Origin of the sequence: Marinobacter sp. W-8 (assembly GCF_044342215.1) — a bacterium.
Classification (GTDB): domain Bacteria; phylum Pseudomonadota; class Gammaproteobacteria; order Pseudomonadales; family Oleiphilaceae; genus Marinobacter; species Marinobacter nauticus.
In genome coordinates, this window is the sequence record NZ_CP172297.1 from 3,733,080 (window position 1) to 3,758,956 (window position 25,877).

The window sequence follows — 25,877 nt, forward strand, 5'->3', positions numbered from 1 at the left end:
CGGTCAGTTTGCCTCAGAAAACCAGCCCAGAGACGGCTCTGTCGCCCCGGTGGGCCTGTACTCTGCACTCACCCAGCCGCCATAACCCAGTCTGTCTATCGCCGAGAAAACATTCGAAAAGTTAATCTCCCCGGTTCCCGGCTGATGCCGGCCCGGGTTGTCGGCGAACTGGATGTGGCCAATCCAGGGCAGCAGGCATTCGATGCCACGAATCAGATCCCCTTCCATGATCTGCATGTGATAGAGATCGTATTGCAGGCGCACGTTGTCTGCCTCCACCGCCTCAATCAGCGCCATCACCTTGCCACTGGTATCGAGCATGAAGCCCGGCATATCCACCCGCGAATTGATGGCTTCCAGGCACAGGGTCAAACCTGCTTCGGCGAAGCGGTCGGCTGCGTACTGCACATTCGCCACCAGGGTCTGCCAGGCGTCTTCCTCGGCAACGGATTCGGGCTTCGAACCTGCCAGGCAGTTCAGCTGCTTGCAGTCCAGCATCCGGGCGTAGTGAATGCCCTGCTCGACACCGGCGCGAAACTCCTCAATGCGATCCGGCAGACAGGCAATGCCTCGCTCCCCTGCTGCCCAGTCGCCGGGCGGCAGGTTGAACAGTACCTGTTCCAGCCCGTTGCTCTGAAGCCGCTCCGCCAGCTGTTCCGCCGGCCACTCATAGGGAAACAGATACTCCACACCACGGAACCCGGCGCTTCGGGCCTTGGCGAAACGTTCCAGAAACGGCACTTCGGTAAACAGCATGCTCAGGTTGGCAGCAAAACGGGGCATGACAAATTTCTCCGGTTAATTCAGTGCTTGGGGCCTCGGCCCAGGGAACCCATCAGGGTACCGTTCAGATGCTCCAGCTCCAGCAACAGGCCGCTGTGATCGACATCGCTGTGGCCATTGGCGACCAGGGCAAGGTATTCATTATGCACCTGCTGGGCCAGCGGCAGGGTCAGATTTTCCGAGCGGGCCTCATCCAGAATCATACGCATATCCTTGAGCTGGATGCGGGCCGGAGCGCCCGGCGCGAAGTCCCGGTCAATCATCCGCTGGCCATGCAGTTCCAGAATCCGGCTGCCGGCAAACCCGCCCATCAGCGCTTCCCGCACGGCGGCCGGATCCGCGCCACCTTTGGCTGCCAGCAACAGCGCCTCCGACACAGCCCCGATGGTAATACCCACAATCGCCTGATTTGCCAGCTTCGCCAGCTGACCGGCGCCTACCGGCCCGATGCGGGTACATTTCCCCAGCGCATTGAACACCGGCAGAGCCCGCTCGATATCGGCTTCCGAACCGCCCGCCATAATACTCAAACGAGCCTCGGCCGCACCCACCGTGCCGCCAGATACCGGTGCATCGACATAACCGGCCCCCTGCTCTGCGGCCAGCTCGGCATGTTCCCGCGCCAGCGAAGGCTGCACCGAACTCATATCGATCACCAGCGCACCCGGCTTCACCGCAGCCATAGCACCCTGCTTCACCAGCACATCATCCACCACCTGGCCATTTTCCAGCATGGTGATCACGATATCGGCCTCCGTCACCGCCTCAGCGGGCTCCGCGGCGATGCTCGCCTCGCTGGCAAAGGGCTCGCATTTGCTGGCGGTGCGGTTCCAGAGCGTCATGGAAAAACCGGCGTCCAGCAGGTTACGGGTCATCGGCGTGCCCATCAGGCCGATGCCGAGAAAAGCAATCTTGGGATTATTAGATGTCATGGTTTGGCCTTCACGTACAACGTTTGCAGAAGCAAGTGGGTAGGGCTTTCCAAAACCCTGCGGAGCCATGGATGGCGGAGCGGAGCGTACAGGGATGTATTCACAGCGTGTTTTGGAAAGCCCTACCCACTTGCTTCCTCACCAATGTTAGAAATTAAGTCGTGCGAGGATTATACAAACAAAAACGCCACCAACCGCGAACGGTGGTGGCGTTTTCAGCTTCCGGGCTGGCAATAAAACCTCAAGCGACCTCGGCCATCTGCAACCGGATCTTCTTCATGGCGTTTTTCTCAAGCTGGCGGATCCGCTCAGCGGACACCCCGTACTTGTCGGCCAGCTCATGCAACGTCGACTTGCTCTCCGACAACCAGCGTTCACGCAGAATATCCTGACTGCGCTCGTCCAGCTGCTCCAGCGCCTGCATCAGCCGGCCGTTGGAGTCCTCAGACCAGTCAGCGTTTTCCAGCTGAACCGCCGGATCGCTACGGCGATCTTCCAGGTAATAAGCCGGCGCCTGGTAGGCGTTGTCTTCGTCATCATCCATCGGGCCGTCAAAGGCGGTGTCCTGGGAAGCCAGGCGACCTTCCATTTCCCGCACCACGTGCGGCTCGACACCCAGATCATTGGCGACCGCTTTCAGCTCATCGTGATTCAGCCATGCCAGCTTCTTCTTCTGGCTGCGCAGATTGAAGAACAGCTTGCGCTGGGCCTTGGTGGTGGCCACTTTCACAATACGCCAGTTACGCAGAATGAATTCGTGAATCTCCGCCTTGATCCAGTGCACGGCAAACGACACCAGACGCACGCCATACTCAGGATTAAACCGCTTGACGGCCTTCATCAGGCCAACGTTGCCTTCCTGGATCAAGTCGGCCTGGGCCAGGCCGTAGCCAGAATAGCTGCGAGCAATGTGAATCACAAAGCGCAGGTGCGACAGCACCAACTGACGCGCGGCCTCAACATCGCCATGGTAGTGCAGCCGTTCTGCCAGTTCCCGCTCTTCATCAACGGAGAGAACAGGAATGCGACTCGCCGCCTGGATATACGACTCGAGATTCGCACCCGGAACCAGTCTGTCAACCAGCTGTAAACTCGTACCCATGCATTAACCTCCGAACCTGACAGCCTTTAAATATAGCAACTCAATATGAGACCGCCAAGAACTCAATTAGTTCCCGAACTCCCCAGTAAAACGTTAAAAATCATACATCTGGAAAGATCGCCTTTGCTTTTCTACAAACCAAACTACGTCAGAAAAGGCTCTTTTTTCAATACGGTTTTCCCGCGATCCGGATCAGCCTCCAGCAATATCGCCCGGCTCTATGTCATCCAGATGACGCCTCACCGCAACCCAGGCGCCCAGCCAGCCTAACAGCATCGCTACGATTATCAATGCCAGCGCGCCATCGAACCCCGGCCCCTGCAAGGTAAACTCACTGCGATACAGCCCGGCCAGACGCTCGATCGGGCCGCTTAACCACCAGAGCGACACCTGAATCAGTAACCACGCCACCAGGCCACCCCCGAGCCCGAACCAGGCGCCGGTGTAAAGAAACGGACGACGAACGAAAGCATCGGTTCCGCCCACCAGTTTCGCCACGAGGATTTCATCCCGCCGGTTCTCGATGGCCAAACGCACCGTGTTACCAATCACCAGGATAACCGCGGCCCCCAGCAACAAAGCCAGCGCCCAGACGGCGCGGGCAAGGATGTCGGTCATTGCGTTCAGGCGTTGCAGCCAGCCCAGGTCGACCTGGACCTGATCGATACCGTTCATATTCTCGACAAACGTCACCAGTGCCTGAACGCCTTCTGCCGAGCGAGCGCTGTCTTCGGGTGTAATCAGCAGCGTATGCGGCAAAGGATTCTCTTCCAGGAAATCCAGCGCCTCGTCCAGCCCCGAACTGGCACGAAAGTCGGCCAAGGCCTGGTCACGTTCGACCAGCTGAACCGATACCACTCGCCCATCGCTTTCAATGTCCGCGGCCATACCCCGGGCTTCCTCCGCCGGCAGTTCCATCGCCAGATAGGCGGTAATCCTGGCCGTGCTCTCCCAGCCTGCACTCACACCCTGCAGGCTGGTCAACAGCAACAGCAGGGCAACCGGCAAGGCCAGAGCTACCCCCATCACTGTCCAGGTCATGGCGCTGGCTACCGGGGTTTTCCACATTCTCTGGATAGAATCCCGGGCTACTTTCCGGTGGTGGCCCAGATAACTCCGGGCCTGATCACTCAACAGTGATCGCGAACGGTCAGCGCCCCGGCGATTATCCGGCTTCTGGCGAGAGTCAGTGGCCACTCACACCTCCGCCAGCCACCAGTTGGCCCTGATTCAGAGTCAGCGTACGTCGATTCATTTCATTAATCAGAGCAATATCGTGGGTTGCCACAAGTACCGTTACCCCAACCTGACTAAACTGGGTAAACAACCGCATGATGTCTGCAGACAATTCGGGATCCAGGTTACCGGTCGGCTCATCCGCCAGCAGTACGGGTGGTTTGTTTACCACCGCACGGGCAATACCGACCCGCTGCTGCTCACCCCCGGACAACTGCATGGGGTTCATCTTTTCCTTTTTCAGCAAACCAACCTTGTCCAGTGCCGCCCGCACGCGCCGGCCGGTGTCTTCCGGCGAGGCCCCCATCACTTCCAATGGCATGGCCACGTTGTCGAACACCGTGCGGTCAAACAACAGCTGGTGATTCTGGAACACCACACCGATATGACGCCGGATGTAAGGAATCTGGCGGCGGGGCAGGCTATTCAGCTTCTGGCCGCCCACGATCACCTCACCCGCTGTCGGGCGCTCCATCACCATGATCAGTTTCAGAAGGGTACTCTTGCCCGCGCCGGAATGTCCGGTCAGAAACGCCAGCTCACCACGGTCCAGGTGAAAGTTCACAGCCCTGAGCGCGGTGTGATCACTGTCGTAGCGTTTGGTTACCTGGCGGAACTCGATCATCGGGGCAGCTACTCCGTCTTTACGGCGTCAGTCTTCGAACAACGCATCCACAAAAGTTTCGGCATCGAAGCTGCGCAGGTCTTCGGCCTGTTCTCCCACTCCGATATAGCGGATTGGCAACTGCAGCTGACGGGCGATCGCAAACACAATACCGCCTTTGGCCGTGCCGTCCAGTTTCGTGAGCGTAATGCCGGAGACACCTACTGCCTGCTGGAATACCTGGGCCTGGCTCAGGGCATTCTGACCAGTGCCGGCATCCAGCACCAACATCACCTCATGAGGCGCAGATTCATCCAGCTTCTTCATCACCCGAACGACCTTGGACAACTCGTTCATCAGGTTGTCCTTGTTCTGCAGGCGACCGGCGGTGTCTGCAATCACCACATCCACACCCCGGGATTGAGCCGACTGGATGGCGTCGAAAATTACCGATGCACTGTCTGCGCCGGTATGCTGGGCCACCACCGGAACGTTGTTGCGCTCGCCCCAGACCTGCAATTGCTCAACCGCCGCCGCCCGGAAGGTGTCTCCAGCGGCCAGCATGACCGACTTACCCTCGCTCTGGAATTTCTTGGTGAGCTTGCCGATGGTAGTGGTTTTGCCGACACCGTTCACGCCAACCATCAGGATAACGTATGGCTGTTTACCAGCATCGATCTCCAGCGGCCGGGTCACGTCCTTGAGAAGGCCATGCAACTCATCCCGTAGCGCCTTGCGCAGGGCTTCGCCATCTTTCAGCTGATTGCGTTCGAGTTTCTCGGTCAGGGCGTCGATGATCTCAGAGGTGGCGGTCACACCCACATCGGCCATCAGCAACGTGGTTTCGATTTCTTCCAGCAGATCTTCGTCAATCTTCTTGCCCACCGAGAACAGATCGGCCAGACCACCGGTCAGGCTGGCCCGGGTTTTCCCCAGACCCTGCTTGATGCGTTCGAAGACACTGACTCGGGTTTCCGGTTCGCGCTCAACCTCAGGCTCCGCCGCCGGAACGGGTTCCGGCGCGGGAGCCGGCTCAACAGCCGGTTGAGCCGCTTCCGGCTCAGCGGCTTCTACCGCGGGTTCAGGCGGCACTTCAGTTTCGGCCTCCGGTTCCGCTGGCACAGGAGCCGGCCCCCTGGCCACCTCCGGCTTACGCTGAGGTACCGGCTTGGGCCGGGGCGCACGCTTGCGATTGCCGGCGATATCCAGCACAAAAAACAGAACAAGAAGGGCCAACAGGCCGACTGAAATCCACTCTGCCGTCATAATCTATCCATCTGTCTGAAAAAAGGGCGGGCACAGGCCGCAGGTTCGCGAAGAGGACACAAGAACCCCAGCTCGCCAAAATAAGTGGAGTATTCTAACAGACTGGCCGGCACAAGTGATGGGGCAGGATTAACCGGTCTCGTGGATTCCGGTACCATAGCCGCAAACATCAGCCATCCATGATTTCCCCGGAGCCTCGCCCCTATGGCACGACGTCCCCCAGCCCGCAAAAAACCCGTCGTCTCACCAGGCAAAGGCTCCCGCACCGGCGAACTGAGAATCATCGGCGGCGACTGGCGCAGCCGGAAACTGCGCTTTCCGGACGCCGGCGGCGTGCGGCCCAGCCCGGCCCGCACCCGGGAAACCCTGTTCAACTGGCTGAACTTCCACCTGGCAGGCAGCCGGTGCCTGGATCTGTTCGCCGGTTCCGGGGCTCTGGGACTGGAAGCACTGTCCCGTGGAGCAGCGCAGGCAACGCTGGTGGACCACACCCCCGCCCTGGCCAAAGCGCTCCGGGACAACCTCCGGCTGCTGGGAACCAACAAAGGGGATGTCGCCTGCCAGGATGTGGAACAGTTTCTGGCAAAGGGTGACGGCCGGGGCTACGACATCGTGTTTATGGACCCGCCATTCCGGCAAGGCTGGCTTGAACGGTTGATACCGCTGCTGGACACCCAGCAATGGGTGAAGCCGGGTGGCTGGATCTATGTCGAACACGAGAGTGAAAGAGCCTTGCCGGCGGTTCCGGCCAGCTGGCACCTGCACCGACAGAAATCAGCAGGCCAGGTCAGCTACTGTCTTTTCCGGGTTGAACGGGGTGAGGAACCGGAAGCCCAGTAACGGGGGGGCTTCCGGCGTATCCTACAGGCAGGCCTGTCTCAGGAAGCGGGGCGCAAGGAATACGCTCGCAGGTGCGCGGCAAACTCTTCCAGGTAACGAACACCACTGGCTTCGGCGTCACGACACCACTCCATCAACGCCTGCAGCTTGTCCTGGGGCTTGAGCCCGCGCTGGCGCCAGAGTGCCTGGAGTTCATGACTCTTCTCGTAGATCAGCCTGAGCACTTCGTTGCGCTCCAGCACCGTGTCGAGATGTTCTTTTTCCCGAGGCTTGATCAGGCTGATTTCGCGAGACAGCAATTGCTTGAGCTTGCGATAACGGGGACGAATTTCGTCGTCCATCAACGCTTTCTGCTGTCGCAGCACCGGCTCCATTACTCGCTTGCGATACTGGCGCATGATCACAAAGCGGTTATTGGCGATAGCCTGAACGGTTTCCACGTCCACCGCCTGCTTGCCCGGAACATAATGAGCAATAGGCCGATAGCCTTTCGGCGTCGCCAGACCAAACAGCTGGAACAGACGAATGTAACCCCAACCGATGTCCACTTCGTACCAGCGACGAGACAGCTTGGCCGAATTCGGATAGGTGTGGTGATTATTGTGCAGCTCCTCACCACCAATCAGGATACCCAGCGGCGAGATGTTGCGGGCGTTATCGGCGCATTCGAAATTCCGATAGCCCAGGTAATGGCCGATACCATTGACCACGCCGGCAGCCCATACCGGAATCCACATCATCTGGACCGCCCAGATCCAGATACCGTGCACCCCGAACAGCGCCAGGTTGATCACCGCCATCAAGGCAATACCCAGGGTCTTGTACCGGCTGTAGAGGTTGCGCTCGACCCAGTCTTCCGGGGTGCGCTGGCCATAGCGCTCAAGGGTTTCAGGGGTGGCAGAAGCTGCGTATAACTCGGCGCCCTCAAACAGCACCTTGCGAATACCCAGCACCACCGGGCTGTGAGGATCTTCCTCGGTTTCGCACTTGGCATGGTGTTTACGGTGGATGGCCGTCCACTCTTTGGTGTTCTGGGCCGTGGTCAGCCAGAGCCAGAAGCGGAAAAAGTGCTTGAGGACGGGATGCAGATCCAGCGCGTTATGGGCCGAATGACGATGCAGATAAAGGGTAACGCTGACGATGGTGATGTGTGTCATCACCAGAGTGACCGCGATCAGCTGCCACACAGAAAGGTCCAGAAGACCGTTAAACCACATAGATAATCCTCGAAACTCGATTAACTTCGAAAGGCGATACTGCTGAGGGATGTCGCTGGCACTCGAAGGGGGTGATCGTTAGGCCCACTCTAGCGTACAGGTGTAAGCCTGGACAACCAGGTTTGGCGGCTTTTTTGTTACCGATTACACTGTTTCGTCTCAAAATCTGTCTGTTGGTGGAGGCTCTGTGCCGGAATTACCTGAAGTTGAAACCACCCGTCAGGGCATCGCGCCTCACTGCGAAGGCCAGACCATCCAGCGGGTAATTGTCCGCAACCCCAGCCTGCGCTGGCCGGTGCCGGCGGATCTGGCCGAGCACCTGGAGGGCAAGACCATCCGTGCCGTGGAGCGCAGGGCGAAATACCTGTTCCTGCACCTGGAGACTGGTTCCGTGATTGTCCATCTGGGCATGTCGGGCAGTCTCAGAGTGATCACCGACGACAGCCCCGCCATGACTCACGATCACGTCGAGCTTGTCCTCGGCAATCATCGCCGCCTGCGCTTCAATGACCCGCGACGCTTCGGCTGTTGGCTGTGGACTACCGACTGGAACCGGCATCCACTGATCAGCGCGCTCGGGCCGGAACCCTTATCCGAAGATTTCAACGGCGCTTGGCTTTTTCGCCTGTCCCGGCAGAAACAGACGCCGGTCAAATCCTTCATTATGGACAATCATGTGGTGGTGGGCGTGGGCAATATCTACGCCAACGAAGCCCTGTTCAAGGCCAGCATTCACCCGAAACGGAAAGCCGGTCGCATCAGCCTGGACCGCTATCACAAGCTGGCCGAGGCCATCCGGGAAACCCTCAGCGCCGCCATACTGATGGGCGGCACCACTCTGCGGGACTTCGTCAACAGCGACGGCAAACCAGGGTATTTCGCCCAGTCGCTACTGGTTTATGGCAAGGCGGGAGCGCCCTGCACCGAATGCAACACCCCGCTGAAAGAGATCCGCATGAACAACCGATCGACGGTTTACTGCCCCCGATGCCAGCGCTGAGATTCCGCAACGGCTCACACTTTTCAACGAAAAACCGTTTGAAATTGAGGCAATATGATTCATAGTTAATGGAGTGCTAGTACCCGGTCGCCGCACGCAGCGCGAACATGCTGGCTCGCAATACAGAGACAGGCGAGCCCTGACCAACCGGGCTGATACGTTCAGGAGAGAATGACATGACCCGCAAGATTTCCCGCACCCTGGTAGCCACCGTCGCAGCCTGCCTGCTGGCATTCTCATCGCTCGGCCATGCCCGTGCCGTGGACGAAAGCCCGTCTGCGCTGGCCATGACCGCCGATGCGGTGTTGCTGCGCCCGGCGCTGCTGGCCACAACCATTATTGGTAGTGCTGTGTATCTGGTATCCCTGCCATTCTCGGCGCTTGGCGGCAATGCCGGTGAAGCCGGTGAAGTGCTGGTGGTTGGCCCGGCCAAGGCCACCTTCGTGCGCTGCCTGGGCTGCACCCGCACCGGTCGTAAGTCAGAAACGGTGGAGCAGTCCGACAACTGATTTGGCTTACCGATCCGTAAAATCCCGGCTTGCCACTGGCCGGGATCTAAGGCAGCCTGAAGAAAATTCTTCAGGCTGTTTTGTTTATGGTGGACTGGTCAACCCTCGATACCGTGTTCCTCGATATGGACGGGACACTGCTGGATCTGCATTTCGACAACCACTTCTGGCTGGAGCACCTGCCAAGGCGCTATGCCGAACACTTTGACCTGCACCCAACCGAGGCCCGGGACTACCTGATTCCGATGATTATGGCCGAGCGGGGCTCACTGAACTGGTACTGCACCGATTACTGGAGCGAACGCCTTGCCCTGGACATCACCGGCCTTAAGGCGGAAGTTGGCGACCGCATTGGCTACCGCCCCCATGTAACCGACTTCCTGGCCGCACTGCGCCAGGCCGGACTGCGCTCGGTCATCGTCACCAACTGCCATCCGGATCCTCTGGCCCTGAAACTTCAACGGACCGGGCTGGATCAGCATGTTGATGGCATCGTCTCCAGCCACGAACTGGGCAAGCCCAAAGAGGACCCGGTGTTCTGGCAGGACCTTGCCAGCCGCTCCCCCTATCGCCACCAATCTACCCTGATGGTCGACGACAGTTTCCCGGTGCTTGAGAGTGCCCGGGCCGCCGGTATTGGCCAGTGCCTGGCGATTCTGGCGCCCGACAGCCAGCAGCCATCCAAAGACCACCACCCGGACATTCCCGGCATTCATCACTTCGATGAAGTGCTGCCAGCCTTGCGCTCACATACAGCAGTGCCATCCACCCCATGAGGGGGTTATAATGGGTTATTGCGGCATGTGCCCGACAGGTGAGGAGATATGACGGCGGCGAACGCAGACGATCAGAAAGTCCGGCTCGATAAATGGCTGTGGGCAGCGCGATTCTATAAAACCCGCTCGCTCGCCAAAGAGGCCATTGAAGGCGGTAAGGTGCACTACAACAGCCAGCGCACCAAGCCCGGCAAGATCGTTGAGACCGGCGCCAAAGTGACCCTGCGCCTGGGCTGGCAGGAAAAGATCGTGATCGTCGACGATATCAGCGACCGACGCCGGGGCGCCCCGGAAGCCCAGAAGCTCTATCACGAAACCGACGACAGCGTGAAACGGCGGGAAGACCTGGCCTGGCAACGCAAGACCATGCAGGCTGCACAGCTGCCCCCGGCTCGAAGGCCGAGCAAGAAAGATCGCCGGGATATCCAGCGCTTCCGGGAACAGAACGGTCTCTAATCATTTAATCCCACGTATCTGACAACCCGTATACAACCCCGTTTCAGTAACTCCCAGTAAATCCATACATCAGCTCCAGGAGACACCATGGCATCCCGCGACCAGTTCCAACGCTTTCTCTTTGAACACAGCCAGGTGCGGGGTGCCTGGGTACAGCTGGGCGAGAGTTTCAAGGAAATCACCGGCCAGGCCCCCTACCCTGATTCGGTCCGCGAGCTACTGGGAGAATCCCTGGTAGCCAGCGTGCTGATGAGCAGCACCCTGAAGTTCAAAGGCACTCTCTCGCTGCAGGCAGCGGGTGAAGGTGCCCTGAGCACGCTGATGGCCGAATGCAGCCATGACCGCCACATCCGCGGCCTGGCCCGCTTTGATGCCGATGCGGTCAGCGGCGAAACCCTGCACGAGTTGCTCGGGCAAAGCCGCATGGCCATCACCATCACCCCGGACCAGGGCCAGCGCTACCAGGGCGTGGTGCCACGGGAATCAGAAACCCTGGCCGGCTGCCTGGAAGAGTACTTCGAGCGCTCCGAGCAGATCGCCACCAGCCTGTTCCTGTTTGCCAACGAGGATACCGCTGCCGGCCTGTTACTCCAGCGCCTGCCCGGCCATACCGATGACGACGATGACCTGTGGAACCGGGTGAACCACCTTGCCGCGACGATCGAAGCCGAGGAGCTGCTCACCCTGGACAGTGAAACCCTGCTGCACCGGCTGTTCCACGAAGAAACCGTGCGCCTGTTCGAGCCTGATCCGGTTTCTTTCCGCTGCAGCTGCTCCCGGGAGCGCACCCTGGCCGCTCTGGAGGCCATCGGCAAGGACGAGTGCTACAGCATCCTCGACGAACAGGGCAGCATCAACATGGACTGCCAGTTCTGTCACGCAAACTATCGCTTTAATAGAAATGACATTGATCACCTTTTCACCGGCCATACGTTACACTAAGCAGTCACTGAACTTGCCCGGAAGCCGCCTCTGGCGCGGCTTTCAGGGCAGTCGTTTTTTGCAGGCGTCTCTGGCATAATAGCGCGCCTGAATTGACCCGATTGTTCAGTTTTCCGTCAATTTTCGGGGGGACGGCCTGGGCAATCACGAAGACATCCCGAGGGCGAGGTCGAAGTGAGCAACACTTATAATGATCTGAGTACAGCACGACTGGTCGAGCTGGCATTAGCAAGGAACGAAGGCCAGCTGGCATCCAACGGTTCTCTGGTGGTCACCACCGGTGAGCGTACCGGCCGGTCTCCTATGGACCGCTTTATCGTCGAGGAGCCCAGCACCGCCGACGACATTCACTGGGGTCCGATCAACCGCCCGTTCGATGCTGAAAAGTTCGATGCCCTGTGGGATCGCGTTGAAGCCTACATCGCTGAAAAAGACCGCTTCGTCTCTCACGTTCACGTTGGTTCCGACCCGGAACACTACCTGCCGGTAAAAATGACCACGGAAACCGCGTGGCAGAACCTGTTCGGCCGCAACCTGTTCATTCGCCCGGATAGCTTCAATCCGGCCGACAAGCAGGAATGGCAGATTCTCAACGCCGCTAATTTCGAGTGTGTACCGGAGCGTGATGGCACCAACTCCAACGGCTGCGTCATCATCAACTTCGCCAAGCGCAAGGTGTTGCTGGCCGGCATGCACTACGCAGGCGAAATGAAAAAAGCCATGTTCTCGGTTCAGAACTTCCTTCTGCCCGAGAAAGACGTGTTACCCATGCACTGCTCAGCCAACGTCAGTGAAACCGGCGAGACATGCCTGTTCTTCGGCCTGTCCGGCACCGGCAAAACCACCCTGTCTGCAGACCCGCACCGGTTCCTGATCGGTGACGACGAGCACGGCTGGGGCCCGGGCACCGTATTTAATATTGAAGGCGGTTGCTACGCCAAGTGCATCGACCTGAGCCAGAAGAACGAACCGATCATCTGGGACGCCATCCGTTTCGGCGCCATCGTTGAGAACGTGATGATTGATCCGGAGACCCGCGAGCCGGACTACAACGACGTTTCACTGACCGAAAACTCCCGCTGCGCCTATCCGCTCGAGCACGTCGAAAAGCGCGTGATCGAGAACCGTGCCGGTGAGCCCTCGCACATCATCTTCCTGACCTGCGACATGACCGGCGTTCTGCCTCCGGTATCCATCCTGAGTCGTGAAGCGGCTGCGTACCATTTCCTGAGTGGCTACACCGCGCTGGTGGGCTCCACCGAAATGGGCTCGTCCTCCAAGCTGAAGTCCACTTTCTCGACCTGCTTTGGTGCGCCGTTCTTCCCGCGCCCGGCTGGCGTCTATGCCGAGCTGCTGATGAAGCGTATCGACGAATTCGGCAGCAAGGTATTTCTGGTCAACACCGGCTGGACCGGTGGCCCCTACGGTGAAGGCAAGCGCTTCAGCATCCCGACCACCCGCGCCATCATTGCCGCCATCCAGAACGGCGACCTGGACGACGTGGAAACCGAGCACCTGGATGCCCTGAACCTGGACGTGCCCAAGCATGTCCCGGGCGTAGACACCGAGCTGCTGAACCCGCGCAACACCTGGGTCAGTCCGGACTACTACGATGGCAAGGCCCAGGAGCTGATTGCCCAGTTCGTGGAGAACTTCAAGAAGTTCGACGTGGCCGATGCCATTGTTGAGGCGGGCCCGAAAGCCGGCTAAATCCGCTTTCCCACTGCCATAAAAAAAGCGCCTTGCGAAAGCTCGGCGCTTTTTTTGTGCCTCTGATTTGTAATCACAGACCAGACAGGCCGCCAAAGCGGCCTTGGCCAGAGAGATCAGTTGGCGTAGAACAGCAACGGCACAAACGCCACCAGTATCAGCGAAATACCCATGGCAATCAGCGGCATGATGATGCGCTCATGGCGCTGGTAGAAGGTTCCACCTTCCTGCTGGGCCGCCAGCACCTCGGCCTCGCCCACCACCTGGCGGGTGAGTAGATGGTTCAGGGCCACAGGCGGGCTCAGGTAGCCGAGCTCGAAGGCTACCAGCGTCACCATCCAGAAATGGACGGGGTGAATACCACTGGAGTAGGCAATGGTCGCCACGGTTGCGGTTACCAGAATCACCGCCCCGAAGGCGTCCATGATCATCCCCAGAATCACCAGGATCACTACCATCAGCAGCATGGCAGACCAGGGACTGTCGAACGCCTGCGGGAAAGTTTCCATGATGTGGGAGCGCTCGATCACACCACCAATGCTCACCGACAGCCCCAGCAGCAACAAAAGGGCGCCAATCTCAGCGGTGGTATCGTTGGTCGCGCCACGAACGCTGCGCTCCAGCCCCTGGTGATTGATCTCACCGGACGCCCGGCCCCGGCCATTTTTCAGGCTGATATGCTCATATACCAGAATGGCCAGCATGATCACCGGCAGCAACCGGGGCGCCGAAAATTCGTCCATCTTCACATCCAGGGCAAGCCGGTAGAACAGCACTACGGCAGCGATCACGATCACATAGGGAATCAATGGCCGCAAAGCCTGAATGGACGCCGGAAAGGCATCGGCCGCCGGGGCAAGGTCAAACTGGCTCTGCCGGTTCACCGTGAGAGCCACCATCGCAAACATGGTGGCGGTCAGTACGAATACCCAGATGCCCCAGCCAAACAACTCATCGGTCGTCACTTCGCGGTTCAGGTAGGCAATCACCACCACCAGCAGACACGGCCGCAATACCACACCCAGGGAGCCCGACATGGCCGTGGCCGCCAGGGCCAGATGTCTGCGCGCGCCCGCCGCTCGGAGCTCACTGTAGATAACAGCACCGGCAGCAATCACAAAAATACCGGAAGCACCGGTATAGGCGGTAGGCACCGCCGCCACCAGAACAGCCACCACCGCCAGCATCTCCGGCGGCATACGCCAGGGCCGGAAAATATTGAAAACCAGTGTCGCCAGGCGCGTCTGCTTCAGCATCATGCCCACCCACACGTACAGCCCCACATTCAGGAACATGTCGGCCAGCTCCATCATCTTGCCCAGATAGATCCCGATACCGGAGGAATGACCGATCAGCGCGAAGTAAGTACCTGAAATCAGACACATCACGGTATAGAGCGGAACCGACAGAAACGCCTGATTCAGATTGCCCCCCGGCGCCAGATTGTCGGGCACGCGGAACAGGCGATAGAGGCTCGCCAGCGTCAGACAGGCAAAGCCGACAATCCAGAAATTGTGTAGCAGCAGCTCCTCACCGGATACGGCGGTGCTGCTGGCCAGGCTGGATTGCCGGAAGATCACCGACGAGCCCAGCAACATGGCGTTGGCAATGGTTTGCAGAGTGTGGGAGACGGTGTAGTCCAGCCGGGTCTCCATGGCTCGCATGGCAATGTGATGGCGGGTGAGTGTGGCGGTCACCGCACACAGCATCACCAGAATCACCAGAACATAGCGTTGGGCTGTGAGCCCGAACGCGATCAGGTCGGCTACAAAAAGCTCTACCGCCCGATAGGCTTTCACACCGGGAGTCAGTTTGTCCTGCAGGTCTTCGTGACTGGCGTGAGCGGCCCGGCAATCCGCCACCGAGCGCTCTATGGCAAGACGGACTTCCCGGGGGTCTTTTTCATGGGCGCCAAGCAGTGCTGCCATCGGGTCGTCTGCCGGCGCTTGCTCAGCCAGCTCCCGGGCGACCTCTGCCTCAATATCCCGGTTGAGGTCGCACTCCGGTTGTACCGGGTCCATGCGCAGCTTGTAATAACCGCTCCAGAGCTGCTCACCAGCGCGCAACATCTGATTATGAATATCACTGCTGGTGGAGAACAGAACCACGGCCAGCAACAACAGACAGGCCGGCAGAGATGAAAACCACTCCAGACCACTACGACGAAAACCACCCTGGGGCATAACGGCTTACTCGGCTTAATGATGGTTACAACAGGTCATCCAGATCCATGGTCTCGACCGGTTCACGCTGGTCGTCCCAGAAGGCACCGAACTGCCCGATGGGGGTTCGGTGGCCGGTGTTTTCCACCCACAACCGATCCGAAATCGCCACCAGCATGTTGGTCGCCATGGCATCCACAAACCGCCACTCTTCGCTGGCCGGATTGGCCTCAAGGGATTCAGCATGGTCCCGGATAACCGACTTCACCAGGGCTTCATCATTCTTGTTCATGGCCGCAATGGCCTGGAACACATGGCCCAGTCGGACGCCAGCTTCCTCGCCCTGCTCCGCGGCAATGGCCAGGCGCTCGAAGGCATCTTCACCCTGGGGCTGGGTTCCCGGGATCATGGCCCAGACCGTGGCACGCAGGCCCATGGGGGCGCCCCACCATTTCTTGTTATCCAGACACTGGGTAGCACGGCCCACCACGGAGCCGGTATTGAACGGAACGCCCACCGAGGAAGTGGCCTGGATCTGGGCGTTAAGCGCCTGCAGCCCGGACAGCAAACCGGCCATGTACATGAACTCGTCCATGTCATCGTCGAAATCCGGGCACTCGGTTTCATCCGGGTTGCCATAGTGGCTATTGTGATGCTGCCAGCTTTTCAGATAGCGGCGAGCGGCCAGGGTATGAGCACGCTTCTGGCGAATAAAGGCGTCTTCCGCGGCGGTCGCGTCCATGGCGTACATGGCGGCCAACCCTGCCAGCTCATGCTCCCTGGCCTGCTCTTCCGCACAGCTGCCCGAAGACAGGTAGAGCATGACTGCCAGTTGATCCGGCTCACTGGTTACCCGACCAAACGACATCAACAGCGGCGCGGTAGCCTCGCTCATGGAACAGCCCATGGCCAGATCGTCCGACTCCATGAGGTAGGGGACGGTATGGTTGCGGGAGAAGCCCTTCATGACATCCCCCGTGGTCTTGTAGATCATGTTATTGACCGCCCCGCAGCCGCTCAGCAGGAGACCGGCAGTCAATGCCGCCATCATGCCGCGAAGCCCAGATGATGTTGTCGGGGATCTCCGGAAACCCTTCATACCTTTCAACCTTTTGTTCTTGTGTTTTGTCCAGAAGATGGGGGCGGACTGCACCGTTTGTTACAGTCTGTAACCGGCGTTCATTATGACGAACTCCGCCCCGGGTTTATGAGACCGATCCCGCAAATGACGCCTCCGGGAACATATCGTTACCGAAGAAGGTTTGCAGATTCAGCCCAAAGCCACTATAGATTGCTTCAGCCTCCGGCCTGGCCGAGGCAATAACCAACAACAATCAGAACGAATAATCAGGAGTATCCGATGCGCAAACCTGAACTTGCTGCTGCCATTGCCGACAAAACCGGGCTTACCCGGGAAAAGGCCGGAGAGGTAATCAACGCCTTTACCGACCAGGTATCGGCGGCTGCCGCGCGGGGAGAAGACGTGACACTGATCGGTTTCGGTACCTTCAACATCCGCAGCCGGGAAGCCCGCAGCGGACGCAATCCGCAAACCGGCGCAAGCATCCAGATCCCTGCCAGCAAGACCGTGGGTTTCAAGGCCGGCAAGGCCCTGAAAGACGCCATCCGCTGATCACCTGCGGCCCGCTGTATGCGGGCCGCTCAGTGCCTCAGGAGGCGCACTCCGAACGGGAGCCATCCACCCGACAGCGAATCGCCTTCATCAACTTGATGGCGCGCTCGTCGTAGACCCCGTCCTCCAACAGTGAGAGACGAACCTGGCGCAGCATCTTGTCGTACTCGGCCACGTCTTCCCGGGGCGGGTGCATCCAGACGTCGGCAGGAATCCCGGACTCCGCTTCTGCAATGATCTCGTAGGCCTGATCAATCCGCTTGATGGACTCATCCCGAACCATCTGGCCGGCGTCTTCCGGGAAACGGTCCCGATGAATAATGACCTGGAAGTTCATGTACGCCAGGGCATACTTGAACACCCCACCCTTGGAATTAACGCCCTTATAGAGTTCCAGAGGCTGATAGGCCACGGCTGGTGCATAGGCCAGGTCGACACTGCCATTATTGAACTTGCCGGCAAAGTTGGCGGAGTTGGAGCCAACCACCGATGCTCCGACATGACGGACCATGCGCACGGAGGCCGAGTCGTAATCCAGCGTTGCGATGCGTTTGCCCTGGAGTTTCTCGACCGAATCAATGGCCCGGTCGCGGGTATACAGGTAAATGGCCCCGGCAGGAAAGACACCGGCAACCTCATAGGGACCGTCAACCAGGAACGGCCGGGCCTTGGGCTGGCTCAGGGTGTTGTACAACAGGCGCATTTCTTCTTCACCCGGCACGGCCCCCATGGCTTCGAGACTGCCGGTAAACTTGTTGAATTCCCGGGCACGGGTGCCGGTCAGCAACACGGCATCGCACTGACCGGCCTTGAAGTCTTCGGCCGCTACTTTTTCATCGGTGTAGGCACGCAGTTCCAGCTTGATGCCTCGCTTGAGGGCCACCGGCTGGAACTCCTTGGTAATGGCAAACAGCGGGCCATTGGCACCAACCGGGTCAAACACACAGAAACTGCGCTCAAGGATTTCATCCTGGGCCTGAACCAGGGAGGGTGCCACCACGCTGGCACACAGGACGGCCGCCATGGCGAGCCGGCGGGAAAAGCGGATTGATTTCACGGGATGACTCCTGAGTTTTTATTGTCGGGCCGGTCACATCCGGGTGACTGGCTCTCGTATTCTATGACCTGACCGTAGAGGGTCAGGTCATAGAATACGTTGGCTCAGGTGCCTGCCATCAAGGGTTTTTCAGCAAAACCGGCGAGTTCTGTGATGATGTCGACAGAGGCGGAGCCACCTCTGCCTCATTTTTCAAAGTGGGGTACCGGGAGCCTGCCAGGCGGTGCGACCTGCCACCAGGGTGAGTTTCACCTCCCCTGGCAGGGCTCGTTCCAGAACCGGAGCGTGCCGCCCAGCCGACAGCAGCGTTGCTGCGGAAGGCTGCCAGTGGCCATCCGGGTCAAACAGGCAAAGATCAGCGGCAGAGCCGGCCGTCAGAGCCACTTCCCGGCCCAGCACAGCCGCCGGCCCGGCGGTCAGTGCCCGCAGCAAATCCGGCAGCTCCAACTCATGATTCTGTACCAGCTCCAGACCCAGGGACAGCACGCTCTCGATGCTTGACAGCCCGGGCTCGGTCGCGGGCAGCGGGGCCTGCTTGGCCGCGGAATCATGGGGCTGATGCTGACTCACAATTGCATCGATAACGCCGTCCCGCACACCGGCCACCAGCGCCTGACGGTCGGATTCTCCGCGCAGGGGAGGCCGGACATGAAAACGACTGTCGAAGCCGGCCAGGGCCGACTCGGTGAAGACCAACTGGTGCATGGCAACATCGGCGGTAACCTTCACGCCGCGATCCCGGGCCTGGGCCAGCATCTCGACGCTGCGGGCGCAGGACAGCTGGCTCAGGTGCAGGCGCACCCCGGTCTCTTCTGCCAGCAGTAGCATTTCCATAACCGCGGCCGTTTCGGCCACCTCGGGGATACCCAGCAGCCCCAGACGCGTGGTGACCTGACCATCATGGGCGTAGCCATCGGCCGCCAGTGCCGTATTTTCCGGGCTGAACATCACGGTCAGTCCGAAGGTCTGGGCATAGGCCATACACCGGCGCAGAATGCGGGCATTGCGCACGCCCCGGGAACCATTGCCGACCGCCACGCAACCGGCTGCTTTCAGTCCTGCCATATCACTGAGCATATCGCCATCAAGGCCACGGGTGATGGCACCGATCGGCAGCACCCGAACCACACCTCGGGAGGCCACGCTGTCGAGAATCAGATTGGTTACGGCACCGGAATCATTGACCGGCGAGGTATCCGGCGAGGCACAGACCGTGGTGAAACCACCATGGGCGGCGGCCCGTGTTTCCGAGGCAATATTGCCCTTCTGGCCATTGCCCGGCTCCCGGAGATTACAGCACAAGTCGATAAAACCGGGCGCGATCACCTGCCCGGCGGCGTCCAGTGTTGCCGCGCCCTCGGCTGCCTGAGCCTGCGCTCCAACCGCCTCTATGCGACCATTGCGCACCAACAAGCCCGGGTTACTGATCAACCCCTTGCCCGGCTCAAACAACTGCCCGCCGGTCAGTTTCAGGCCGCCCTCATTCCAGTTCGCTGACGCTGTCATGCCCGACCCTCCTGCTGTCTTTGCTGACGCTCCGCCATCTGACCACCCATGGCCATGGACATCACCGCCATCCGGATAGCAATACCATTGGTGACCTGGTTAAGAATGACCGACTGGGGCCCATCGGCCACCGCTGACTCAATCTCGACCCCGCGGTTGATCGGGCCCGGATGCATAACGATGCAATCGGGCTTTGCCAGCCCCAGCTTTTCCTGATTCAGCCCGTACAGACGGTAAAACTCACGTTCACTGGGTAGCAGGGCACCTTCCATGCGCTCCTTCTGAAGCCTCAGCATGATCACCACATCCAGGTCTTTCATGCCCCGGGCCATATCGTATTCCACGGTACAGCCAATATCCTCGACATCCCTGGGCAGCAGCGTGCCGGGAGCAATCACCCGCACCTCTTCCGCGCCCAGCACATTCAAAGCGCGAATCTGCGAGCGCGCCACCCGGGAGTGCAACACATCCCCGACAATGGCAACTTTCAGGCCTTCAAACCGGCCCTTGTGCTGACGGATGGTCAGCATGTCCAGCATCGCCTGGGTGGGATGGGCGTGGCGGCCGTCGCCAGCATTGATGATGGCAACCCCCGGGGTCACACTCTCGGCAATGAAGTGCGGCGCACCACTCTGGGAATGGCGCACCACGAACATGTCCGAGGCCATGGCCTCCAGATTCAGCAGGGTATCGGACAGGGATTCACCTTTGGAGGTGGCCGAGGTAGAGATGTCCAGGTTCAGGACGTCGGCAGACAGGCGCTTGGCCGCGAGTTCGAACGTACTCCTGGTCCGGGTACTGGATTCAAAGAACAGGTTGACTACGGTGCGGCCTCTGAGAAGGGGCACTTTCTTGATACTTCTCTCTCCCACCTCAATAAAGGAGTCGGCGGTGTCGAGAATATCCGTGAGCAGTGGCTGGCCCAGGCCATCCAGCGTCAGGAAATGCCGCAACTGACCATCCCGGGTCAGCTGCAAGTGGTTCGGGGAAGGGTCGTTCGCGGTCATGGCTCGCCTGTTATCAGTTGGGAAGGTTTACTGCCCGGATTCCTGTACTTCAATGCGCAATGGCTCGGGGCCACGCAGTTTCACTCGTTGATGGGCTTCCAGCGTCAGAGCCCGTCCCACCACATCCGGCTGGATTGGTAGCTCCCTGGCGCCCATATCGATCAGCGTGGCCAGTATGATACTGGCCGGACGGCCGTAGTCGAATATTTCGTTCATGGCAGCCCGGATCGTCCGGCCACTCATGATCACGTCGTCGATCAGGATGATGTCCCGGCCTTCGGTATCAAACGGCAGACTGGACGGCATCACCCGGGGGTTCAGACCAATGCGGCTGAAGTCATCCCGGTAGAACGAGATGTCCAGCTCTCCGAAAGGCTGGGCAATACCCAGGCGCTTCCCCAACACATCCGCCAGCCAGACACCGCCGGTCCTGATTCCGATCAGCACCGGGTCATCCACGCCACGCGCCTGGAGAATCTGACGCAGGCCGGATTCCAAGGTGTCGAGCAGCTGGTCTATATCAAGCAATGCGGTCATTACAGCCTCGTTTATCAGATCAGCCGGCCTGCTCCCGGCACCAGGTTTCCAGTATCAGCACGGCGGCACGGTCATCGACGCCGTGGCGGCCGAAATCGCGGCTGCCACCACCGGCCATCACCTCGCCCTTGGCTTCGTAGCTGGTGAGTCGTTCATCCACCATTTCGACCGTGACATGGTAGCGACCGTGCAAACGCTTGCCGAACTTGCGGGCCCGCGCGCACATGTCATTTTCGGTGTCATCCATATTCAGAGGCAGGCCAACCAGGACAATATCCGGCTGCCATTCCGCCAGCAGCGCCTCGATCTGCTGCCAGTCGGGAATCCCGTCCCTGGCCGGAAGCATGGCCAGGGGCTGGCCGGTTCCGAGCATTTCCTGCCCTGACGCCACCCCGATACGCCGGGTGCCGAAATCAAAGGCCAGTAGTCGACGGTTACCGGGATCAGGCATGACCCACCGAATCACTGAGCTGGTTCAGATCAATGCCCATCAGGCGGAGTACCGCCTGGTAACGTTGGTCTGCCGGCGTGCGGAACAGAATGTCGGTGCTGGCCGGGCAGGTCAACCAGGCATTGCTGCCCAGCTCTTCCTCCAGCTGACCCTCGCCCCAGCCAGAGTAACCCAGTGCCACCAGAAACGATTCCGGCCCCTCATCCCGGCCAATGCTTTCCAGAATATCCCGGGAGGTGGTCAACAGCACTTCGTCGGTGACTCGCGCGGTATTCTGCCACTGCCGGCCCGGCGAGTGCAGAACAAAGCCGCGCTCTGGCTGAACCGGCCCGCCGGTGTATACCGGCAGGTCCAGCTCCCCGCCGTGCATGTCGAGCTGCTCGAGGATCTCACCCAGGTGGATATCCAGCGGCTGATTGATCATCAGCCCCAGCGCGCCCTCTTCCGAGTGTTCGCAAAGGTAGATCACCCCACCGTGAAAGCGGGGATCAGCCAACCAGGGCGAAGCCACCAGGAAGTGGTGCCTGAGACTGCCTGTGGTGTCGTGTTCGGCCGTCATCCTGATGTAAGCCCCCGTCTCTGAAATGACCAGGTGCGTATGATTTCCAGTTCGTCCACGTCCTGACGCATTTCCTCCGGGAAAGGCGCAAACGGAGCGGCCATACGCACAATTCGGATTGCGGCATCATCCAGCACCGTGCTGCCGGAGGACTGGAGGATTGCCACTTCCTTGATTGTGCCATCTTTCTTCAGGGAAACCAGCATGCGCAGGGTGCCATAGATGCCTGCCTGCCTGGCTTCGGTGGGATAGTTGATGTTACCCACCCGGGTCACCTTGCTGACCCAGTTCTGCACATACCAGGCGTTGCTGGACTTCAGGGTCGAGGCTGCCGTTACCCGCATCACCCGGGGTTTGCGGGCATAGGCCCGCTGCTGTGCGTCAAACCGCGCCTCCAGGCTGGCAATCTCCAGGCTGCGCTCCATCAGGCTCTTTTTCTCGCTCTGGGGCAAGGGCTCTTCCTGGGGCTCGGTTCGCTCCTCGGGCCTTGACGCCTGGCGTTCGGTGCGAGTCTCGGTCTGAACGACGGCCCGTTCCTGTTGAGGCTGGGGCCGGGTGGTGGTCTGTGGCTCGGGTTGCACCTGGGCCAGATCCGGCTGACTGATCTCGGACGGATTGGGCGAGGTCATTTCCATGGCCTGCTCTTCCGTGCCACTGCCCTGTTGACTGGTCTGGGCCAGAAAATCGGCCTTCTCCGGGGCTTCCTCATCGTCGAACTGGGACAGGGTAATTTCCATGGTCTGAGCCGAAGACCGGGGCGATTCCGGGGCAAAGGTAATCCCCAACACCAACATGGCATGAACGGCCAATGCCATAAACAGGGTGAAGGAAAACCGATCGAAATCGCTAACCTGGGTTGCCATGACGGTTCCTGAGTCTCCTTGTGCGCTCAAAAGCTGTGATCGGTCTTCAGTCTCTGGCCAGACGTCGCTCGATGGCGTCCATCAGCATGCCGGCAATGTCGATGCCAAACGCCGCATCCAGCTCACGAATGCAGGTGGGGCTGGTGACGTTGATTTCCGTGAGATAGTCACCAATGACATCAAGCCCCACGAACATCAGGCCCTTTTCCTTGATCACCGGCGCTACCCGGGCACAGATCTGACGGTCACGCTCGGTCAGCTCCCGGCCCTCACCACGACCTCCGGCGGCCAGGTTGCCGCGATTCTCACCGTGTGACGGAATGCGTGCAAGGGCATAGGGTACCGGCTCGCCCTCAATCAGCAGAATACGCTTGTCACCTTCGGTGATTTCGGGGATGAATTTCTGGGCCATGGCCTGATGGCTGCCGTAATTGGTGAGGGTTTCGATGATGACCCCGAGATTGGCATCGTTTTCCTTGACCCGGAATATCGAGCGGCCACCCATGCCGTCCACTGGTTTCATGATGATGTCACCATGTTCGGCATAGAATTCCCGGAAACGCTGGGCAGAGCGGGTCACGATGAGCGGCGGTGTCAGGTCTTCAAACTGGGTGGCAAACAGTTTTTCGTTGCAGTCCCGCAGGGTGGCCGCCGGATTGACCACCAGAGCGCCCTGCTGCTCCGCCGATTCCAGTATATAGGTGGCCATCAGGAACTCCCGGTCCACCGGTGGGTCCTGCCGCATCAGAATGACGTCCAGATCACCGAGCGCACGATCCTGGCTGGCACCGAAGCTGTACCAGTTGTCCGGGTCCATGTGCACCGTCAGCCCACGGGTATGAGCCCGGGCCTGACCACCTGCAAGATAGAGATCCGGCAGTTCCATGTACTCGATTTCCCAGCCGCGTTTCTGGGCGGCATGCAGCATGGCCAGAGAACTGTCTTTCTTGAAGTGAATATCCTGAATGGGATCCATCACGATCCCCAGCCGGATTGTCATAGCGTCTCCTGGAACTGTCGGTAAGAAAACACGAACCGGTCAGCAGAGCGAACCGGTTATTAAGTGCTATGCTGAGAGGTCAGATGGTATTGTACCCGAGCCGTGAATGCATCCGGAGAAATCCGCAGATAAATCCGTGATGGCAGCGGCAGAAGTACATTTGGTCACAAACTAATACTTTTTATCCAGCCATGGATACTCTATAAATGAGCGGGGTTTATAGAACAACCTTAACGTTTGTGTTAAAACCCCCGTTCGAAAATAACGACAGTCGCTAGAGCGCAAGGCAGTTGGACAATGGATGACAACTTCGAGAACCTGAAGATCATGGTGATTGACGACAGCAAGACCATTCGTCGCACCGCGGAAACCCTTCTTAAAAAGGTTGGCTGTGAGGTTATCACTGCCACAGACGGCTTTGACGCTCTGGCCAAGATTGCCGACTCCCAGCCGGACATCATTTTTGTCGATATCATGATGCCCCGCCTGGACGGCTACCAGACCTGCGCACTGATCAAGAACAATTCCTCTTTTAAAAAGACGCCGGTTATCATGCTTTCGAGCAAGGACGGCCTGTTCGACAAGGCAAAAGGCCGAATCGTAGGCTCGGACCAGTATCTGACCAAACCGTTCAGCAAGGATGAGCTGCTTAACACCATCCGCCAATACATGCCTCAGGCGGAACAGTAACCCCTGCTGACACACAGAACCATCGAGGAAACCATGGCCCGCATTCTGATTGTTGACGACTCGCCAACTGAAGTTAAGAAAATTTCCACCATTCTGGAAAAACACAAGCACGAAGTGCTGACCGCAGATAATGGCGCCGATGGTGTGGCCAAGGCCCGCGCGGAAACTCCGGATCTGGTGCTGATGGATGTTGTCATGCCCGGCCTGAACGGCTTTCAGGCGACCCGCCAGCTGACCCGTGCGCCGGAAACCGCTTCCATCCCGGTTGTGATCGTAACCACCAAGGATCAGGAAACTGACCGGGTGTGGGGAACCCGCCAGGGTGCCAAGGGTTATCTGGTCAAGCCAGTTAACGAAGACGACCTGATCAAAACAATCAACAGCCTGATTGCCTGATCCCCAACCTTGGAGTACGCATGTCCGCCCAGGCCGCCCCTTTTGCCGTTCTGACGGATATCGCCCAGCGCAGCCGGTCCATGGCCGCCGGTCTGCCGGAACAACAGGAAGCCGTTGAACTCTGGAACGGCATCGGTTTTATTCTCTCGGGCGAGCGCTACGTTGCCCCCATGGGCGAAGTTACCGAAATCCTGCATGTACCCCGGTTCACCCATGTTCCGGGGGTTCGGTCGTTCCTGATGGGAGCGGCCAATGTTCGCGGCCGCCTGTTACCCCTGGTCGATCTCGCCACCTTTTTCGATGTACCCCGCTCTTCCCGCAGCCTGCGTGAACGGCGGGTTCTGGTGGTTGAGCAGGGCGACGTATTCAGTGGCCTGGTCGTCGACAGCGTACTGGGCATGCAGTACTTCGCCAAAGACAGTTTCAGGGCCACCCCCGACGGGGTGCCCGACAGCGTTCGTCCGTTTGTGAGCGGCGGTTACGAGCGTAATGAGGAGGTCTGGAAAGTGTTCTCAGCCGCCGATCTGGTGGAAGACGAACGCTTTCTTGATGTTGCACAGTGGTAAGGGTGATGGTACTGGCAGGAACATCACCCTGACCGTCTGAAACCCGCTACACATACTTGCCATTTCCAGAAGAAAGA

28 protein-coding genes are annotated in these 25,877 nt (G+C 59.3%); 11 read left to right on the forward strand and 17 right to left on the reverse strand.

The window, feature by feature from the left end:
* Positions 1-3: 3 nt before the first annotated feature.
* From hyi to ftsY, 6 genes are all read right to left on the reverse strand, one after another.
* A complete protein-coding gene (gene hyi, locus ACF8YQ_RS17320) occupies positions 4-783 on the reverse strand; it encodes a hydroxypyruvate isomerase (RefSeq protein ID WP_396622129.1) in 780 nt (259 codons plus the stop codon).
* 20 nt (positions 784-803) lie between these two features.
* Complete coding sequence (locus ACF8YQ_RS17325) at positions 804-1,715, reverse strand: NAD(P)-dependent oxidoreductase (protein WP_396622130.1); 912 nt, start codon at positions 1,713-1,715, stop codon at positions 804-806.
* A gap of 241 nt (positions 1,716-1,956) precedes the next feature.
* Entirely contained in the window at positions 1,957-2,817 is an 861-nt protein-coding gene (rpoH, locus tag ACF8YQ_RS17330; protein WP_379944809.1) for an RNA polymerase sigma factor RpoH, read from the reverse strand.
* Positions 2,818-3,009: 192 nt separating this feature from the next.
* On the reverse strand, positions 3,010-4,014 hold the full coding sequence (gene ftsX, locus ACF8YQ_RS17335) for a permease-like cell division protein FtsX (RefSeq protein ID WP_396622131.1): 1,005 nt from the start codon (positions 4,012-4,014) through the stop codon (positions 3,010-3,012).
* Positions 4,004-4,678 (reverse strand): cell division ATP-binding protein FtsE, encoded by a 675-nt coding sequence (gene ftsE / locus ACF8YQ_RS17340; protein WP_014422980.1) that lies wholly within the window; start codon positions 4,676-4,678, stop codon positions 4,004-4,006. Before ftsE ends, ftsX begins: the two co-directional genes overlap by 11 nt.
* Before the next feature lie 27 nt (positions 4,679-4,705).
* Complete coding sequence (gene ftsY / locus ACF8YQ_RS17345) at positions 4,706-5,923, reverse strand: signal recognition particle-docking protein FtsY (protein ID WP_153741727.1); 1,218 nt, start codon at positions 5,921-5,923, stop codon at positions 4,706-4,708.
* Positions 5,924-6,127: 204 nt separating this feature from the next.
* On the opposite strand from ftsY, the gene rsmD reads away from it, so the two are divergent.
* Positions 6,128-6,763 (forward strand): 16S rRNA (guanine(966)-N(2))-methyltransferase RsmD, encoded by a 636-nt coding sequence (gene rsmD / locus ACF8YQ_RS17350; protein WP_396622132.1) that lies wholly within the window; start codon positions 6,128-6,130, stop codon positions 6,761-6,763.
* Between the two features lie 38 nt (positions 6,764-6,801).
* Here rsmD and ACF8YQ_RS17355 read toward each other — a convergent pair whose 3' ends face one another.
* On the reverse strand, positions 6,802-7,980 hold the full coding sequence (locus tag ACF8YQ_RS17355) for an acyl-CoA desaturase (protein WP_011787152.1): 1,179 nt from the start codon (positions 7,978-7,980) through the stop codon (positions 6,802-6,804).
* A 187-nt stretch (positions 7,981-8,167) separates the two neighbouring features.
* Between ACF8YQ_RS17355 and mutM the strand changes: the two genes are divergently transcribed.
* From mutM to ACF8YQ_RS17385, 6 genes are all read left to right on the forward strand, one after another.
* Positions 8,168-8,980 (forward strand): bifunctional DNA-formamidopyrimidine glycosylase/DNA-(apurinic or apyrimidinic site) lyase, encoded by an 813-nt coding sequence (mutM, locus tag ACF8YQ_RS17360; protein ID WP_396622133.1) that lies wholly within the window; start codon positions 8,168-8,170, stop codon positions 8,978-8,980.
* A 176-nt stretch (positions 8,981-9,156) separates the two neighbouring features.
* Complete coding sequence (locus tag ACF8YQ_RS17365) at positions 9,157-9,489, forward strand: hypothetical protein (protein WP_011787154.1); 333 nt, start codon at positions 9,157-9,159, stop codon at positions 9,487-9,489.
* Between the two features lie 86 nt (positions 9,490-9,575).
* Positions 9,576-10,265, forward strand: a complete 690-nt coding sequence (gene yrfG / locus ACF8YQ_RS17370) for a GMP/IMP nucleotidase (RefSeq protein ID WP_011787155.1) — start codon at positions 9,576-9,578, stop codon at positions 10,263-10,265.
* Positions 10,266-10,313: 48 nt separating this feature from the next.
* Positions 10,314-10,721, forward strand: a complete 408-nt coding sequence (gene hslR / locus ACF8YQ_RS17375; RefSeq protein ID WP_011787156.1) for a ribosome-associated heat shock protein Hsp15 — start codon at positions 10,314-10,316, stop codon at positions 10,719-10,721.
* An 87-nt stretch (positions 10,722-10,808) separates the two neighbouring features.
* Positions 10,809-11,663, forward strand: coding sequence for an Hsp33 family molecular chaperone HslO (gene hslO, locus ACF8YQ_RS17380; protein ID WP_396622134.1), 855 nt, complete (start codon positions 10,809-10,811; stop codon positions 11,661-11,663).
* A 174-nt stretch (positions 11,664-11,837) separates the two neighbouring features.
* Entirely contained in the window at positions 11,838-13,373 is a 1,536-nt protein-coding gene (locus ACF8YQ_RS17385) for a phosphoenolpyruvate carboxykinase (RefSeq protein ID WP_153741724.1), read from the forward strand.
* 116 nt (positions 13,374-13,489) lie between these two features.
* Here the strand turns inward: ACF8YQ_RS17385 and ACF8YQ_RS17390 are convergent, their stop codons facing one another.
* Complete coding sequence (locus ACF8YQ_RS17390) at positions 13,490-15,556, reverse strand: TRAP transporter large permease subunit (RefSeq protein WP_396622135.1); 2,067 nt, start codon at positions 15,554-15,556, stop codon at positions 13,490-13,492.
* Between the two features lie 25 nt (positions 15,557-15,581).
* Positions 15,582-16,586: a hypothetical protein gene (locus ACF8YQ_RS17395; RefSeq protein ID WP_396622136.1), complete on the reverse strand. Its 1,005-nt coding sequence runs from the start codon at positions 16,584-16,586 to the stop codon at positions 15,582-15,584.
* A 309-nt stretch (positions 16,587-16,895) separates the two neighbouring features.
* Here ACF8YQ_RS17395 and ACF8YQ_RS17400 point away from each other — a divergent pair, with 309 nt between their 5' ends.
* Positions 16,896-17,168, forward strand: a complete 273-nt coding sequence (locus tag ACF8YQ_RS17400; RefSeq protein ID WP_014422988.1) for an HU family DNA-binding protein — start codon at positions 16,896-16,898, stop codon at positions 17,166-17,168.
* A gap of 37 nt (positions 17,169-17,205) precedes the next feature.
* Here the strand turns inward: ACF8YQ_RS17400 and ACF8YQ_RS17405 are convergent, their stop codons facing one another.
* The 8 genes from ACF8YQ_RS17405 to gshB form a co-directional block, all read right to left on the reverse strand.
* Positions 17,206-18,225, reverse strand: a complete 1,020-nt coding sequence (locus ACF8YQ_RS17405; protein WP_014422989.1) for a putative solute-binding protein — start codon at positions 18,223-18,225, stop codon at positions 17,206-17,208.
* Between the two features lie 192 nt (positions 18,226-18,417).
* Positions 18,418-19,731, reverse strand: a complete 1,314-nt coding sequence (locus ACF8YQ_RS17410) for a dihydroorotase family protein (protein WP_396622137.1) — start codon at positions 19,729-19,731, stop codon at positions 18,418-18,420.
* Positions 19,728-20,738, reverse strand: coding sequence for an aspartate carbamoyltransferase catalytic subunit (locus ACF8YQ_RS17415; RefSeq protein WP_396622138.1), 1,011 nt, complete (start codon positions 20,736-20,738; stop codon positions 19,728-19,730). Before ACF8YQ_RS17415 ends, ACF8YQ_RS17410 begins: the two co-directional genes overlap by 4 nt.
* A gap of 27 nt (positions 20,739-20,765) precedes the next feature.
* Entirely contained in the window at positions 20,766-21,275 is a 510-nt protein-coding gene (gene pyrR / locus ACF8YQ_RS17420; protein WP_011787165.1) for a bifunctional pyr operon transcriptional regulator/uracil phosphoribosyltransferase PyrR, read from the reverse strand.
* A gap of 19 nt (positions 21,276-21,294) precedes the next feature.
* Positions 21,295-21,726 (reverse strand): Holliday junction resolvase RuvX, encoded by a 432-nt coding sequence (gene ruvX, locus ACF8YQ_RS17425; protein WP_031210066.1) that lies wholly within the window; start codon positions 21,724-21,726, stop codon positions 21,295-21,297.
* Positions 21,719-22,285 carry a YqgE/AlgH family protein gene (locus ACF8YQ_RS17430; RefSeq protein ID WP_011787167.1) on the reverse strand — a complete coding sequence of 189 codons (567 nt, stop codon included), beginning with the start codon at positions 22,283-22,285 and terminating at the stop codon, positions 21,719-21,721. The genes ruvX and ACF8YQ_RS17430 overlap by 8 nt, the downstream gene beginning before the upstream one ends.
* Positions 22,282-23,148 carry a TonB family protein gene (locus ACF8YQ_RS17435; RefSeq protein WP_396622139.1) on the reverse strand — a complete coding sequence of 289 codons (867 nt, stop codon included), beginning with the start codon at positions 23,146-23,148 and terminating at the stop codon, positions 22,282-22,284. The genes ACF8YQ_RS17430 and ACF8YQ_RS17435 overlap by 4 nt, the downstream gene beginning before the upstream one ends.
* A 46-nt stretch (positions 23,149-23,194) precedes the next feature.
* Positions 23,195-24,148 (reverse strand): glutathione synthase, encoded by a 954-nt coding sequence (gene gshB / locus ACF8YQ_RS17440; RefSeq protein WP_011787169.1) that lies wholly within the window; start codon positions 24,146-24,148, stop codon positions 23,195-23,197.
* 297 nt (positions 24,149-24,445) lie between these two features.
* Between gshB and pilG the strand changes: the two genes are divergently transcribed.
* Genes pilG through ACF8YQ_RS17455 form a run of 3 tightly spaced genes read left to right on the forward strand, consistent with a single transcriptional unit; the run spans position 24,446 to position 25,800 of the window.
* On the forward strand, positions 24,446-24,838 hold the full coding sequence (gene pilG, locus ACF8YQ_RS17445; RefSeq protein WP_011787170.1) for a twitching motility response regulator PilG: 393 nt from the start codon (positions 24,446-24,448) through the stop codon (positions 24,836-24,838).
* A gap of 33 nt (positions 24,839-24,871) precedes the next feature.
* On the forward strand, positions 24,872-25,234 hold the full coding sequence (pilH, locus tag ACF8YQ_RS17450; RefSeq protein ID WP_011787171.1) for a twitching motility response regulator PilH: 363 nt from the start codon (positions 24,872-24,874) through the stop codon (positions 25,232-25,234).
* A gap of 20 nt (positions 25,235-25,254) precedes the next feature.
* Positions 25,255-25,800, forward strand: coding sequence for a chemotaxis protein CheW (locus tag ACF8YQ_RS17455; protein ID WP_224850813.1), 546 nt, complete (start codon positions 25,255-25,257; stop codon positions 25,798-25,800).
* Positions 25,801-25,877: the final 77 nt, after the last annotated feature.

Excerpts from the sequence above, each read along its gene's own strand:
- hyi (WP_396622129.1), bottom strand. The coding sequence starts at position 783 with ATGCCCCGTTTTGCTGCCAACCTGAGCATGCTGTTTACCGAAGTGCCG.
- ACF8YQ_RS17325 (WP_396622130.1), bottom strand. The coding sequence starts at position 1,715 with ATGACATCTAATAATCCCAAGATTGCTTTTCTCGGCATCGGCCTGATG.
- rpoH (WP_379944809.1), bottom strand. The coding sequence starts at position 2,817 with ATGGGTACGAGTTTACAGCTGGTTGACAGACTGGTTCCGGGTGCGAAT.
- ftsE (WP_014422980.1), bottom strand. The coding sequence starts at position 4,678 with ATGATCGAGTTCCGCCAGGTAACCAAACGCTACGACAGTGATCACACC.
- ftsY (WP_153741727.1), bottom strand. The coding sequence starts at position 5,923 with ATGACGGCAGAGTGGATTTCAGTCGGCCTGTTGGCCCTTCTTGTTCTG.
- rsmD (WP_396622132.1), top strand. The coding sequence starts at position 6,128 with ATGGCACGACGTCCCCCAGCCCGCAAAAAACCCGTCGTCTCACCAGGC.
- ACF8YQ_RS17355 (WP_011787152.1), bottom strand. The coding sequence starts at position 7,980 with ATGTGGTTTAACGGTCTTCTGGACCTTTCTGTGTGGCAGCTGATCGCG.
- ACF8YQ_RS17365 (WP_011787154.1), top strand. The coding sequence starts at position 9,157 with ATGACCCGCAAGATTTCCCGCACCCTGGTAGCCACCGTCGCAGCCTGC.
- yrfG (WP_011787155.1), top strand. The coding sequence starts at position 9,576 with ATGGTGGACTGGTCAACCCTCGATACCGTGTTCCTCGATATGGACGGG.
- hslR (WP_011787156.1), top strand. The coding sequence starts at position 10,314 with ATGACGGCGGCGAACGCAGACGATCAGAAAGTCCGGCTCGATAAATGG.
- hslO (WP_396622134.1), top strand. The coding sequence starts at position 10,809 with ATGGCATCCCGCGACCAGTTCCAACGCTTTCTCTTTGAACACAGCCAG.
- ACF8YQ_RS17390 (WP_396622135.1), bottom strand. The coding sequence starts at position 15,556 with ATGCCCCAGGGTGGTTTTCGTCGTAGTGGTCTGGAGTGGTTTTCATCT.
- ACF8YQ_RS17395 (WP_396622136.1), bottom strand. The coding sequence starts at position 16,586 with ATGATGGCGGCATTGACTGCCGGTCTCCTGCTGAGCGGCTGCGGGGCG.
- ACF8YQ_RS17400 (WP_014422988.1), top strand. The coding sequence starts at position 16,896 with ATGCGCAAACCTGAACTTGCTGCTGCCATTGCCGACAAAACCGGGCTT.
- ACF8YQ_RS17410 (WP_396622137.1), bottom strand. The coding sequence starts at position 19,731 with ATGACAGCGTCAGCGAACTGGAATGAGGGCGGCCTGAAACTGACCGGC.
- ACF8YQ_RS17415 (WP_396622138.1), bottom strand. The coding sequence starts at position 20,738 with ATGACCGCGAACGACCCTTCCCCGAACCACTTGCAGCTGACCCGGGAT.
- pyrR (WP_011787165.1), bottom strand. The coding sequence starts at position 21,275 with ATGACCGCATTGCTTGATATAGACCAGCTGCTCGACACCTTGGAATCC.
- ruvX (WP_031210066.1), bottom strand. The coding sequence starts at position 21,726 with ATGCCTGATCCCGGTAACCGTCGACTACTGGCCTTTGATTTCGGCACC.
- ACF8YQ_RS17430 (WP_011787167.1), bottom strand. The coding sequence starts at position 22,285 with ATGACGGCCGAACACGACACCACAGGCAGTCTCAGGCACCACTTCCTG.
- ACF8YQ_RS17435 (WP_396622139.1), bottom strand. The coding sequence starts at position 23,148 with ATGGCAACCCAGGTTAGCGATTTCGATCGGTTTTCCTTCACCCTGTTT.
- gshB (WP_011787169.1), bottom strand. The coding sequence starts at position 24,148 with ATGACAATCCGGCTGGGGATCGTGATGGATCCCATTCAGGATATTCAC.
- pilG (WP_011787170.1), top strand. The coding sequence starts at position 24,446 with ATGGATGACAACTTCGAGAACCTGAAGATCATGGTGATTGACGACAGC.
- pilH (WP_011787171.1), top strand. The coding sequence starts at position 24,872 with ATGGCCCGCATTCTGATTGTTGACGACTCGCCAACTGAAGTTAAGAAA.
- ACF8YQ_RS17455 (WP_224850813.1), top strand. The coding sequence starts at position 25,255 with ATGTCCGCCCAGGCCGCCCCTTTTGCCGTTCTGACGGATATCGCCCAG.